This is a genomic window from Paractinoplanes hotanensis (assembly GCF_023717965.1).
Lineage (GTDB): Bacteria > Actinomycetota > Actinomycetes > Mycobacteriales > Micromonosporaceae > Actinoplanes > Actinoplanes polyasparticus.
On sequence record NZ_JAMQOL010000059.1, the window covers coordinates 40,844 to 53,187 of the forward strand.

Here is a 12,344-nt window from a genome sequence, read left to right on the forward strand (position 1 = left end):
GGCTTGGACGGGTGGTGTCACGAGAGCGGCCATCAATCTGAGCGGAATCCGCGCACCACCCGTCGCTCGTCGATGTCCGGTCAGAGGCGATGGATGACGATGCGCTTGCTGCTGTCGGCTGGGAGCGACCACGCATGCTCGACATCGTGCAGCGGGACGGGGTCGGGCTCCACGGCATAGGCGCCGTCGACGATGGCGGCGGCAACGGCGGGGATCTCGGCAGTCATGGTGGTGCCAGTCAGCGATCCCTGACCACTGCCAAGGACTTGGAGCCTTGTCGAGCGCAGCGCGCCAGCGGGCAGCGTCGCTCGTGATCCGGCCATCTCGCCGAGGTTCACCCAGGTAAGCGGGCGTGTCGGGTCGGCCCGGTTGACGACCATCACGGCCATCGTCTCGGCTGCTGGTTCTGCCCAGAGGAAGTCCAGCACGATGTCGATCTCGGCGCCGATGCGAGCGATCATCTCTGCGTCACCGGTTAGGGCGGTCGCGGTAGCGCCGGGGAGCGCGGCGAGCCGTTCGGGGTCCCGGCCCACGGCAACCACCTGATCGGCGCCAAGGCGGCGGGCTACCTGCACCGCCATGCGCCCGGTGGCGCCGGTAGCGCCAAGGACCAGCACATTCTGTCCGGACCGCATCGTGATCCGCTGGGTGAGTGCCAGCCAGGAGGCGATCACGCAGTTCAGCGTCGCAGCGATGGTCAACGGGTCAATGTGGGCGGGCAGGACGACGCTGTGCCGTGTGTCGATGACCGCGCGTTCGGCCATCGAGCCGTACTTGCCGTTCAGCGACATGAAGTACCAGAGCCGGCCGTCGGCGTCACGGCCGACGCCGTCGATGCCCGGCACCAGCGGCAGGCCGGAGCCGGCACTGGTGTAGTGCGACCCGCTGGCCTGCATGCGGACCCGAGGATGTAGGCCGGCAGCCAGCACCTCGACGACGATCTCGTGCTCGCCGACCGGCTTCGGGTCGGGGAACTCCAGGTATCGGGGGGCTGCGCCGTATGCAGTGACGACCGCTGCTTTCATGACCGGTCCGCCTTCTGAAGGAGCGCGGCCAGATCGACGGCGGAGGCGGGGCGGCCGGGGGCGGCGAACATGCCGTCCGGATCGAGATAGGCCAGTTGCGCGGGCGTGCCCGGCGCGAACCGGCGGCTCTCGGCGAGCGGTCCCACGTCGTAGGCGTCGAAGCCGAACGAGTCGATCAGGGTGGCCACCGCCGCCTTGGCCGCTGCGGAGTCGCCCGCGATGGGCACGGCACTGCGGTCGGCCGCCCCGACCGGCCGCGCGAGTTGCGGCAGGTGCCGGAAGAACACGGTGCTGAACGCCTTGACCACGTACGCGTCTTTCAGGTGTGCCTGCAACAGCAGGTGCGGCGGGATGTCACCGGCCTCGATCTCGGGGACAGCGCCCTGGCGTGCCGAGTCGTAGTTGAGGGTGTCGATGAGGACCCGGCCGCGCAGCGCTTCGACCGGCACCTGCCGGTATGCGCGGATGGGGATGGTCACCACCACCAGGTCACCGGCGGCCGCAGCCTCGGTGGTGGTCGCCGCGCGGGCCTGGGAGCCCAGCCGGGCCGCCATCTCCCGCAGGCTCTGCGGTCCGCGGCTGTTGCTCAGCACGATGTCGTGCCCGGCAGCGAGGGCCAGCTGCGCGAGCGCGCCGCCGATCCGTCCGCTGCCGATGAAGCCAATCGTTGTCATGATCCGAATCTAAGCCGCCCAGGCCGTACCTTCTATGCTAGAAAATCCGTCGTTTGTTCGCGATCGTCCGGAGGCATGATGGATCCGCTGAGCGAGGTACTGGCAATGCTGAAGCCACGCAGCTACATCACCGCCGGATTCGACGCCGGGGGCGACTGGGCGCTGGAACTCGACGACCTGACCGGCCGGATCAAGTGCTACGCGGTCGTCAAGGGCTCCTGCTGGCTGACGATCGATGGCACCGCGCCGGCGCCGGTCCCGGAAGGCGCCTGTTTCGTGCTGCCCACCGGCCGGACCGCCGTCATCGGCAGCGCAGCGGGCGTCGAGCCGGTGCGCTCCTCCGTGGTGCTCGACCCCGACCGCAGCGGGAAGGTCGTCACCTACAACGGTGGCGGGGACGTCTATCTGGTCGGCAGCCGCTTCGAAGCCGGTAGCCCGCACGTCGAACTGCTAATGCACAACCTGCCCCCGCTCATGGTGGTCACGACATCCGACGACCGCGCCCGGTTGCGCTGGTCGATCGAGCTGATGATGGAGGAGTTCCGCGAGCCCCGTCCCGGCTCGGCCCTGATAGCCCAGCACCTCGCGCACATGATGCTGATCCAGGCGCTGCGCCTCTACCTGGCCGCGCCGGGACGTGACGACGTCGGCTGGTTCGCCGCACTCGCCGACCCACAGGTGCATGCCGCCCTCGCCGCGATGCATGCCGACCCCGCCCACTCCTGGACCGTACGGGAACTCGCCACGACCGCCGGCATGTCCCGCACCACCTTCGCCGAGCGCTTCCGGGCCCGCGCCGGTGAGACCCCGATCGCCTACCTGGCCCGGTGGCGGATGATGCTCGCCGCCGAGCGCCTCCAACAGGGCAACGACACCATCGCCCGGATCGCCGGCTCCCTGGGATACGAGTCCGAACACGCCTTCAACACCGCATTCAAACGCATCATGGGTATGCCCCCGCGACGCTACGCCGGATCCGTCAGCCAGAACGGCCCCGCCGATAACGCGCCTCCGCCTTAGCGCTGTGGCAGTACCAGCACGACGCTGTGGTGGGGAACGACATCGCACTATGAGGGAAATCGGCGGTAGCACCACACGTCATCAGACGCGCTCGCCAACCTCGCCACCCTGGACGCCCTTCCACCGCAGTACGTTGACCATGCGCATCCGAGCTGAGCCGGCGCGCGAGTTCGCGCGCTGGCCGTGCCGACATCTATGCACTTTGCCCCGCCACCGTGGCGCGCCACCGCCGTTTAGCTCCGCGAAGGTGGCCGGTGGATCGCGATGGGTTCGAACTGCGGAGGTCAGAGATCGCAGTACGAGTGGCTCTCCGCGCTGCTGCCCTTCGGATGAGGTCGCCGGATGGCTGAGCCGCGTCATCCAGCCGCCTGGCGTCGCCCGAAGGGGTCAAACGCCGTGGGTCCAGAACTCCTCGGCCGAGCCCGTGAACGACGCAGGGTCGCCGGCGAGGAAGAACTTGTCCCACGTTGGTCCATCGGAGAGCTCCCAGTGCTCGACGGCTACGCCGTCCTTGAAGCGCCATGCGCCCATGCCGACGCGGGTCCATTTCCATTCGTCACGCGACGTGCGGAAAGTCCCATGGACGATGCCGTAGTGGTCGTCGGCCAAGATCTGGTCGAACTCGAGGGGTTCGACGTTGGCGTCGGCCAGGCTCGCTCGCCGCTTCGTGTAACGGCGCATGAAGTCCATCCCCCCAGTCGCCGCCAGGCGAACGCCACCGGTGTGGATCACGAAGTCTGATGACATGCGCTCCATCACTTCCTTGACGCGCTCTTCCTGCCGCCGAATGCGCTCGTCCTCGCTCAGGCTGAGGTCGGAGGTAATCGCCGCGCCTCCCCGATACAGCTCGGCCAGCCACAGGGCGTTGGGATGGGTGTCGGACAGCACGGGGGCTCCTCCCGGGTCGGTGAACTCCATCATCATAGCGGCATCTCATATGAGAATGTCGTATCGATCGGATGGTTGTAAACGGGCACATCGATGGCTAGAGTGGTCCATGATATGAGACGCGTCTCTTACTTGAGATCGGAATTCACAGTGTTCATCATTGCGGCAGTGGACAGCGTGCGCATCACTCCGGCCTGGGAGCGTGCTGCAGAGGCGAAGTCCCGCCGCCTGAGGGAGGTGCCGGCGGCCAACGTCGGCGATGCGCTGCAGCGGATGACCGTCATGGACGGCGGCATCCGGCTGCTCACCGAGGGTCCCGCCCTGTTGGGGAACGCTCTGACGGTGGACGTCCGGTCGGGTGACAACCTAGCCATCCACCGGGCGCTCGACGAAGCCCGCCCGGGCGACGTCCTGGTCGTCAACGGCCACGGGGACATGACCCGTGCGCTGATAGGCGACCTCATCGGCGAGATCATGGTGAACACCGGCGTGGTCGGGGCGGTGATCGACGGCGCCGTCCGCGACGTCCAGGCGCTGTCCGGGATGAGCCTGGCCGTCTACGCGCGTGCGGTTACCCCGGCCGGACCCTTCAAGGAGGGACCTGGCGCCATCGGTGTCCCGGTGGCAGTCGGCGGCGTGGTCGTAGCCGCGGGTGATGTGCTCGTCGGCGACGCCGACGGTGTCGTCGTTGTTCCTCGGCACCGCGTCCAGGAGGTCGTGGACGCGGTCGACCGGATAGGCGAGAAGGAGAAGGAGCTCCGGCAGCGCATCCTCTCGGCGCGCACCAGCCGTCCGGCGTTGAACCGATGACCACCATGCCGCCCGCCTTCCGGATCACGGAGCTGCGCCGCTGCTCGCGACGCCCGGCCCTCACACCGGCGCCGGCGGGCGCCGTATCGCTGGCCATGGGTGAGCCCGATCTCCCAACGCCGGCACCGGTGATCGAGGCCGCGATGACCGCTCTACGCCGCGGCGAGACCCACTACGCCGACCAGCGCGGCCTGCGGCAGCTGCGAGCCGCGCTCGCTTCCAGGCTGCCGGCGCATCCGGGCCGGACGTGGGCCGCGGAGGACGTCGTGGTCACCCATGGCGCCACTGCGGCGCTGGCGGCCGTCGTGCTGGCGATGATCGGCCCCGGCGACCGCGTCGTCATACCGGAGCCTGCCTACTCGCTCTACGCCGACCTGGTCGTCCTTGCCGGGGGAACCGTGGATTTCGTCCCGCTTGCTCCGGACCTGCACTGGGACCTGGACGCGCTGGCCTCCGCGCTTCCCGGCGCCGCGATGATTGTCTTCTCGAATCCGTCCAACCCGACCGGCATCGTGCACCGCGAGGATGAGCTCGAAGCCCTCGGGAAGCTCCTCGACGGCTCGGACACCCTGGTCGTCAGCGACGAGGCGTACCACCGGCTGGTCTACCCCGGGCATGCGCAGACCTCCGCGCTGGAGATCGCCTCGCTGCGGGACCGGACGGCGTACGTGCAGACGTTCTCCAAGACGTACGCGATGACGGGCTGGCGGGTGGGGTACCTGGCGGGGCCGCGGGAGGTGGTGGACGCGGCGGCGCACGTGCACCGCACCTACAACGGCTCGGTGAACACGGCGGTCCAGCATGCGGCCCTCGCCGCACTCGAGCTGCCCGACACCGTCGTCGATGCCATGGTCGACACGTACGGGCGGCGCCGCGCGACCGTATTGGCGAAGCTCTCCGACGTTCCCAGCGTGCACCTCGTCCCGCCGGAGGGAGCGTTCTACGGGTTCCTCCGCTACGACGCCGACCTGCCCTCCGAGGTGGTCGCCCGGGAGCTCGCTGAGCGGAAGGTGATGGTGCGGGCCGGCGTCGAGTACGGCCCGTCGGGCGAGGGGTACGTCCGGATCTCGTTCGCGGCATCCGACGACGACCTGCGCATCGGGTTGGACCGTATCGTCTCCCATCTCCGCGGTGCACGCGTCTAAAGGCGAGGTCAGATGAGGGTAATGTGTACCGCGCCGGCACACTCGGCCTCATCCGGGTCGCTGAGGGGGCGATATCCTTCGGCTGTTCTTGCACAGGGCGGAGGGGGCCGATGTCCGACCAGCAGGTCTCGCCACATGGGGGACGCAAGCTACGGAGTGACACCCGCCGCAACCATCGGCAGCTGCTGAAGGCCGTCGGTGAGCTTGCCCGGGAGGATCCCGATCAGCTCACCATGCAGGCCGTCGCGTCCCGGGCGGAGATCGGGCCGGCCACCGCCTACCGCTACTACTCCTCGCTGGACGACGTGCTCGCGGCTTACGTGCTCAGCGTCGTCGAGCAGCTCCGCGACTTCAGCGCGACGTCGACCGCGAAAGGGCGGCCGCTGTTCGACTCGGTCGTGAACGAGTGGGTGAAGCTGCTGGCCGAGCACGGCCCGGCGTTGGTGCAGCTTCGGTCCAGGCTGGGCTACCTGGAGCGGCTCAGGAGCGGGAACGCGATCATCGTGGCCCTGCGGGATGCCTGGAGTGAGCCGGTGCGGGGGCTGCTCGACGACATCGGCCTCCCGGACACGATGGTCGAATACGCGCTGTTCCTGGCCAACATGATGTTCGATCCGCGGGAGATCCAGGACCTGCTGCGGCAGACGGAGATGTCGCGCCAGGAAATCATCACGCGGCTGACCGAGGCGTACGGCGGCGCCCTGCGCGGGTGGGCGCGCGCCGGCTGACGGCTGCCGGGCGATCGGCGGACGCCGGCCACGTTCGCAGGGTTCCGCCTCCCGGCCGAGGCGATCGAGGTGGCGATCCGGTGGTACCTGCGCTACGGGCTCTCCTACCGCGATGTCGAAGATTGCTCACCTCGGTGTGACCAACGCGCCGGCTCGCCGACGATCCGATCGATCCGCACTACCGGGCGAGGCGACGACGGGACGTTGCTTCGACGTCGAAGACCGACTGCCATGGTAGAGGCCGTCACACCCCGTCGGTGCTGCCGTCGTGGTTGGCGCCGGCCAGCCCGGTCTGATACGCGATGACAACGAGTTGCGCGCGGTCGCGTGCCTCGAGCTTTGTCATGGCGCGCTGCACGTGGGCGCGGACGGTGAAGGGGCTGAGGTACATCCGGTCAGCGATCTCCAGGTTGGACAGGCCGGTTGCCACCAGGGCGACCATCTCGCGTTCGCGCGGGGTGAGTGCGGCGAGTTGTTGCGGATGGCGTGGTGGGGTTTCGGCCGGTGTGGCGAGGAAACGGGCGACCAGAGAGCGGGTCGCGGCTGGGGATAAGAGGGTGTCGCCGGCGGCTACCGTGCGTACGGCGTTCAGCAGGTCCGGGGCCGCGATGCCCTTGCCGATGAAGCCGCTGGCCCCGGCGCGCAGGGCTTGAGCGATGTACTCGTCGGTCTCGTACGTGGTGAGAATCAGTACGCGGGTGGCACGCAGGTCCGGGTCGGCGCAGATCATCACGGTGGCGGTGAGGCCGTCCATGTCGGGCATCCGGATGTCCATGATCACGACGTCTGGGTGTAGCTCGCGGGTCAGGGCCACCGCCTGCCCGCCGTGGCTTGCCTCGCCAACCACGGTGATGTCGTCGGCGCTGTCGAGGAGGGTGCGGAAAGCACCGCGTAGCAGCGCCTGGTCATCGGCGAGGAGGACCCGGAACGGCACCGCGCGTCCCTGACCTGGTGCGTCGTGGATCATCGGTCCTCACTTCTGGCTGCCGCTTCAGTCGTCCGTGCTGTGTGCTCAGCAGATCGAAGAGGCAGGTCGGCGGAGACCAGGAATCCTCCCTGGGGGCGCGCGCCCGCGGTGAGGGTTCCGCCGACCGCGGTCGCCCGTTCATGCATGCCGATCAGACCGTAACCGGGTGGGCGCCTCGGCGTAGCGGGGCCCTTGCCGTCGTCGGTGACGGTGATGGTCAGGTGGTCGCGGTGCCAGGTGAGGCGTACCTGGGCGCTACCGGTGGGTGCATGCTTGGTCACGTTGGTCAGGGCTTCCTGGATGATGCGGTAGGCGGTGAGGTCCACTGCCGGTGGTAGCGGCCTGACTGTGCCGTCCTCGTGCATCCACACTTCCAGGCCCGCGCGGCGGAAGGCGCTCAGCAGGGCGGGGACCTGCGATAGCCCGGGCGCCGGATCGATGGGTGCGGATGTGTCGTCGGGCTGGCGCAGCAGGCCGACTGTAGCCCGCAGGTCGTCCAGGGCGTGGCGGGTGGTCTTGACCAGTTCCTCCAGGCTGACGCGGGTCTGCTCTGGGCGGGTGTCGAAGAGGTGGGCGGCGACGGAGGCCTGCGCGTTGGCCAGGGTGATCTGGTGGGCTACCAGGTCGTGCAGTTCGCGGGCGATGCGGACCCGCTCCTCGGCGACCTTCCGGCGGGCCTCGCTGTCCCGGGTTTCCTCGGCCCGGCGTGCCCGCTCCTGCACGACCGTCAGGTAGGCCCGCCGGTGCTGCGCCGAGCGGCCGAGCACGGCGGCTATGAGCGGGGACGCGGCCACGGTCACCAGCCTGCTTGTGTCCTCCCACGAGAAGTCGGTCTCGAAGAACGGGGTGAAGGCGACCAGCAGCGCGGCCGACGGGAGCAGGATCACGACCATTACCCGGAGTTCGCTGCGTACGGCGAGCGAGTAAGCGCTTATGAGTGCGGGGGCAATGACGAGTGGGCTGGGCAACAGGCCCAAGGGCGCCACAAGCATGCCGCACACGGTCGTGGCCGTCATGGTGGCCACGGGCAAGCGGTGCCGCGCCAGGAGCATCGCCGACGACACCGCGGCGATGAGGTAGGTCGGCGTCTGCGGCGGCGCCAGGGTGTCGTCGTCGTGCAGCAAACCTCCGAGCAGGCAGAGCACGAACGCCACCGCGACGACCTCTGCCTCCCGCCACCACCGCGTGCCGGGTCGCCTCGCCCGCGATGTCCACTCACGCGACACACGGTCAGGCTACGGGACGGCCGCCCCCGGACACGGGCCATGCGTGTAGTGCATCTGCACCAGAAGCGGTTCCGGTCTGGTCCGCGCGCACCAGGCGGAGACGGTGAGGGCAAACGATGTGCGGCGCCGCGGTGGACGACAGGGTGGTTACTGAATCGTCCGGCATCGGGTCGGACGGCTGTCCGGCGGGAAGAATGTTGGATAACACCGGAGACACCACTGATGCGGTGCGGCTGACGGCTGTGCGCAAGGTCTACGGACGGCGCGACAATCAGGTGGTGGCGCTCGATGGCGTGACGACGCGGTTCGTTCGAGGAACGTTTACGGCGATCATGGGGCCTTCGGGCTCCGGCAAAAGCACTCTGCTGCAGTGCGCGGCCGGGTTGGATCAGCCGACGTCGGGTTCGGTTCTGATCGAGGAGCATGAGCTCAGCGAGATGAACGAGAGCGAGTTGACGAAGCTGCGGCGGGACCGGATCGGCTTCGTCTTCCAGGCGTTCAACCTGCTGCCGGTCCTGACCGTGCGGCAGAACGTGACGTTGCCGCTGCGGCTCGCCGGCCGCAAGCCGGCTCGGGGCCGGGTTTCGAACATCCTGGAACAGGTTGGCCTGGCTGATCGAAGCAACCACCGTCCGGCGGAGCTGTCCGGTGGGCAGCAGCAGCGGGTCGCCATCGCTCGGGCGTTGGTCAGTGACCCCGCGGTCATCTTCGCCGACGAGCCGACCGGCGCGCTCGACACCAGGACCGCACGCGACATTCTCACGCTGCTGCGGCAGGCGTCGCAGACGGCCGGCCAGACGATCGTGATGGTGACCCACGATCCGGTCGCCGCGTCGTACGCCGATCGCGTCCTGTTTCTCGCCGACGGGGCGCTGGCCGGTGAGCTGCGCTCGCCGAAACCTCAATCCGTGGCCGACCGGATGACCCACCTGGGCGCGTTCGCCGACGAAGACCCTCTCCCGCGGTTGGCTATGAGCCGAGGAGGGGAGCGCTGATGCTGGCGTTCGCATTGCGCACCCTGCGGTTTCGCGCGGGCATGTTCGTGGCCGCGTTTTTGGCCATGTTCTTCGCGGCGGCCATCATGATGGCTTGTGGCGGCCTGATCGAGACCAGCATTCGCACAGCTGTTCCTCCGCGACAGCTGGCCTCGGCCGACGTCGTCGTCGCCGGTGACCAGGACTACCACGACTCCGGTGGCGACCCCGACGAACCTCCGATCCTGCCCGAGCGGGTCCGTATCGACGCGGGGCTGGCGAACACGATCGGGGCGCTGCCTGGTGTGCGAAAGACCGAGAGATTCGTCTTCGAGGGTGTCCCGCGGGCGGGCACGGTCGACGCGATCGGTGTGGTGGCCGATCCCGGAGTGGACATCAGCGAGCTCCGGAAGCGGATCGACGCCGAGTTGGATGCCACGACCGTCACCCTGGTCGGTGACCAACGGGGGCAGGCCGAACTGCGCGAGGCCAGGGAGAGCGGCGTCACGGTGATGGGCCTGGCCGGTATCCTCACCGCCTTCGCGATCCTGGTGTCCATCTTCGGGGTGGCTTCCATGCTCGCCCTCTCGATCGCCCAGCGCCAGCAGGACCTGGCGCTGCTGCGAGCCGTGGGCGCGACACCTCGCCAACTGCGCCGGCTGATCCTTCGCGAGACGCTGCTGCTGTCGCTACTAGCCACCGCACTAGCCTCCTTCCCGGGCCGGTTCCTGGGCGAGTTCGTGTTCGAGCAGCTCGCTGAGCGCGGGATCGCCGCGGACGGCATGGCCTTCCACCAGGGCTGGATCCCCACCGTGGCCGCCATGACGGTGGCGATCCTCGCGGCCGTGGCCGGTGCCTTGGGTGCCGGCAGAAGGGCGTCGCGCATCAAGCCGGCCCAGGCGCTCGCGGAGGTCTCTGTCGAAGGCAAGCTGATCGGTGCCGGACGCTTGCTGCTGGCGGTGATCGTCCTCGCCGGTGGGATGGCCCTGACCATCGTGACAATCGCCGTGATGAGTGGACCGCTCTCGCCGGCCACCGCCGCACCCGCCGTGATCCTGCTCGCTATCGGGTTCGCGTTACTGGCACCCGTGCTGACGAAGGTCACGACCTTTGCCGTGCAGTGGCCCGTGCGCGCGTTGGGTGGTGTGACCGGCCAGCTCGCTGTGCTCAACGCACGTGGGCGCAGCGGCCGGCTGGCGGCCGTCATGGGGCCGGTCATCCTGCTCACCGCGGTGTCGACCGGCATGCTGTACCTCCAGGCGACGAGCGACGAGGCTGATCGGCGGAGTTTCGCCGACAACCTGGTCGCCGACGCCGTGGTGACCACTCAGGACCGCTTCGACGCGGGCCTGCTGGAACGGATCAGCGACCTGCCGAGCGTCGCCGGCGCCTCGGAGCACATCGACAGTGTCGGCTTCATCGAGAGTCCGAAGGACCGCTCGCCGATGAACGAGGGCTGGATCTTGCAGGGCGTCACCGCCGCCGGCGCCGACGTCACCACGCCAGTCAAGGTCACCGCGGGCCGCATCTCCGACCTGCACGACGAAACGATCGCGATCGAGGACCAGCACGCCGACAAGCTCGGCGTCGACGTCGGCGACACGATCAAGCTGCGGATGGGCGACAACACCCCTCTCGACCTGCGGGTGGCCGCGCTGTTCTCCGCCCCGGACGACTACAACACCCTGTTGCTCCCCGCCGACACCCTGGCCGCCCACACCACCGAGGGACATGCGACGCGCATCCTGGTCAAATCTGACGGGAACATCACCCCCGAGCAGTTGGTGGCGGAGCTGACCAAGGTGACCTCCGCCGAGGCGGGACTGGCCGTGACTGGCCGCGACGTCCTGTTGACGGAGTTTGACGAGCAGAAGAAGACCGCCAACTTCGCGATCTACATCATGGTGCTCATGATCGCGGGGTACGCGGCGATCACGGTGATCAACACTTTGGTGTCGAGTACGGCGGCGAGGCGTCGGGAGTTCGGGCTGCAGCGGCTCGCCGGCTCGACTCGTGGCCAGGTGATGCGGATGGTCGGCCTGGAGGGCGCGATCCTGGCCGCCGGCGGCATCGCGCTGGGCACCGCTGCCGTGACCGGGATCCTCGTGCCGGTCAGCCTCAAGCGCCTCGACTCCGCCCTACCCGCCGGATCCCCGTGGATCTACCTGTCGACAGCCACACTTGCCGCGCTGCTGACGCTCGGAGCCATGCTCCTGCCCGCATGGCAGGTGACGCGTAACCGGCCGGCCGAGGCGGCACTCGCCCTCGAATAGCCCTCGGTGGAGCGGTTCGTATCAGCGATCTTTGCGCCCGAACGCCATGTGGCTTATGGTTTCCCTTATCTGAGATATCTTTCGCATTTGGGATCGAACTCAATACATTTATCGCCGCCGCGACGGACAGCGTGCTGATGGCTTCGGGCTGGGATCGCGCGGCAGCGGCGAAGACTCGCTGTCTGGAATCTAGCCGCTCATCCGTTGCTCTCGCGGACGGCTCGTGTATCGCCTCCGCCGCGCACACCTTTCCCAGACGGGCGACTGTGTTGCCCACAGGCGAGCCGACCCCGCCCTGCGGTTCGGTTTTCTCGCAAGGCTTATATGACAAGGTCATCTCAACTCAGATCAATTCCTCACTAATTGACAAGGAGTCGGCAGTGGCTAGGGCAACAGGTAGACCGCGGCACGGCGGACCGGCCGGCGCCATACAGGGGCGCCATCTTGATAGAGCAACGGATTCCCGACGCCCGACTGCGTTCGATCGAGGGTGGGTGACACGCGATCGCGCTGGAGTTCCCCGACACGATCGCCCGCTGGGTGCGCGAGTTCCTCGAAATGGCCTCGCGGTGAGCAGCGCGACGCCGGCCCACGGCCGGCGGGCCTTGATGTCA

11 protein-coding genes and 1 pseudogene are annotated in these 12,344 nt (G+C 68.4%); 7 read left to right on the forward strand and 5 right to left on the reverse strand.

Translation table 11 applies throughout. From position 1 onward, the window contains the following. Positions 1–80 precede the first annotated feature (80 nt). Both LXN57_RS38290 and LXN57_RS38295 read right to left on the reverse strand, forming a co-directional pair. Positions 81–1,025 (reverse strand): quinone oxidoreductase family protein, encoded by a 945-nt coding sequence (locus tag LXN57_RS38290; RefSeq protein WP_251803115.1) that lies wholly within the window; start codon positions 1,023–1,025, stop codon positions 81–83. Beyond that, entirely contained in the window at positions 1,022–1,699 is a 678-nt protein-coding gene (locus tag LXN57_RS38295) for an NADPH-dependent F420 reductase (protein ID WP_251803116.1), read from the reverse strand. Before LXN57_RS38295 ends, LXN57_RS38290 begins: the two co-directional genes overlap by 4 nt. Positions 1,700–1,777: 78 nt before the next feature. Here LXN57_RS38295 and LXN57_RS38300 point away from each other — a divergent pair, with 78 nt between their 5' ends. Continuing rightward, positions 1,778–2,719 carry an AraC family transcriptional regulator gene (locus LXN57_RS38300; protein ID WP_285904717.1) on the forward strand — a complete coding sequence of 314 codons (942 nt, stop codon included), beginning with the start codon at positions 1,778–1,780 and terminating at the stop codon, positions 2,717–2,719. 387 nt (positions 2,720–3,106) lie between these two features. On the opposite strand, the gene LXN57_RS38305 is transcribed toward LXN57_RS38300, so the two are convergent. Continuing rightward, positions 3,107–3,607: a hypothetical protein gene (locus LXN57_RS38305; protein ID WP_251803118.1), complete on the reverse strand. Its 501-nt coding sequence runs from the start codon at positions 3,605–3,607 to the stop codon at positions 3,107–3,109. A 168-nt stretch (positions 3,608–3,775) separates the two neighbouring features. On the opposite strand from LXN57_RS38305, the gene LXN57_RS38310 reads away from it, so the two are divergent. The 4 genes and pseudogenes from LXN57_RS38310 to LXN57_RS38325 all read left to right on the forward strand — a co-directional run. After that, positions 3,776–4,417 carry an RraA family protein gene (locus LXN57_RS38310; protein WP_251803119.1) on the forward strand — a complete coding sequence of 214 codons (642 nt, stop codon included), beginning with the start codon at positions 3,776–3,778 and terminating at the stop codon, positions 4,415–4,417. Then, positions 4,414–5,562, forward strand: coding sequence for a pyridoxal phosphate-dependent aminotransferase (locus LXN57_RS38315; RefSeq protein WP_251803120.1), 1,149 nt, complete (start codon positions 4,414–4,416; stop codon positions 5,560–5,562). Before LXN57_RS38310 ends, LXN57_RS38315 begins: the two co-directional genes overlap by 4 nt. A gap of 110 nt (positions 5,563–5,672) precedes the next feature. Next, positions 5,673–6,290, forward strand: coding sequence for a TetR/AcrR family transcriptional regulator (locus LXN57_RS38320; protein ID WP_251803121.1), 618 nt, complete (start codon positions 5,673–5,675; stop codon positions 6,288–6,290). Between the two features lie 3 nt (positions 6,291–6,293). Next, positions 6,294–6,413: pseudogene (locus tag LXN57_RS38325) on the forward strand (IS6 family transposase); the annotation flags it as partial. Between the two features lie 121 nt (positions 6,414–6,534). On the opposite strand, the gene LXN57_RS38330 reads toward LXN57_RS38325, so the two are convergent. Both LXN57_RS38330 and LXN57_RS38335 read right to left on the reverse strand, forming a co-directional pair. Continuing rightward, entirely contained in the window at positions 6,535–7,257 is a 723-nt protein-coding gene (locus LXN57_RS38330) for a response regulator (protein ID WP_251803122.1), read from the reverse strand. After that, the gene (locus LXN57_RS38335; protein ID WP_251803123.1) at positions 7,254–8,483 is read right to left on the reverse strand and encodes a sensor histidine kinase; all 1,230 of its coding nucleotides are present in this window, start codon (positions 8,481–8,483) and stop codon (positions 7,254–7,256) included. The genes LXN57_RS38330 and LXN57_RS38335 overlap by 4 nt, the downstream gene beginning before the upstream one ends. A 194-nt stretch (positions 8,484–8,677) precedes the next feature. Here LXN57_RS38335 and LXN57_RS38340 point away from each other — a divergent pair, with 194 nt between their 5' ends. After that, on the forward strand, positions 8,678–9,478 hold the full coding sequence (locus LXN57_RS38340; RefSeq protein WP_251803164.1) for an ABC transporter ATP-binding protein: 801 nt from the start codon (positions 8,678–8,680) through the stop codon (positions 9,476–9,478). Further along, positions 9,478–11,730 (forward strand): ABC transporter permease, encoded by a 2,253-nt coding sequence (locus LXN57_RS38345; protein ID WP_251803124.1) that lies wholly within the window; start codon positions 9,478–9,480, stop codon positions 11,728–11,730. Before LXN57_RS38340 ends, LXN57_RS38345 begins: the two co-directional genes overlap by 1 nt. The last annotated feature ends 614 nt before the right edge of the window (positions 11,731–12,344 follow it).

Bases quoted from the DNA above. Each gene is read 5' to 3' on its own strand.
- LXN57_RS38320 (WP_251803121.1), top strand. From the start codon at position 5,673: ATGTCCGACCAGCAGGTCTCGCCACATGGGGGACGCAAGCTACGGAGT.
- LXN57_RS38295 (WP_251803116.1), bottom strand. From the start codon at position 1,699: ATGACAACGATTGGCTTCATCGGCAGCGGACGGATCGGCGGCGCGCTC.
- LXN57_RS38330 (WP_251803122.1), bottom strand. From the start codon at position 7,257: ATGATCCACGACGCACCAGGTCAGGGACGCGCGGTGCCGTTCCGGGTC.
- LXN57_RS38315 (WP_251803120.1), top strand. From the start codon at position 4,414: ATGACCACCATGCCGCCCGCCTTCCGGATCACGGAGCTGCGCCGCTGC.
- LXN57_RS38340 (WP_251803164.1), top strand. From the start codon at position 8,678: ATGTTGGATAACACCGGAGACACCACTGATGCGGTGCGGCTGACGGCT.
- LXN57_RS38290 (WP_251803115.1), bottom strand. From the start codon at position 1,025: ATGAAAGCAGCGGTCGTCACTGCATACGGCGCAGCCCCCCGATACCTG.
- LXN57_RS38300 (WP_285904717.1), top strand. From the start codon at position 1,778: ATGGATCCGCTGAGCGAGGTACTGGCAATGCTGAAGCCACGCAGCTAC.
- LXN57_RS38345 (WP_251803124.1), top strand. From the start codon at position 9,478: ATGCTGGCGTTCGCATTGCGCACCCTGCGGTTTCGCGCGGGCATGTTC.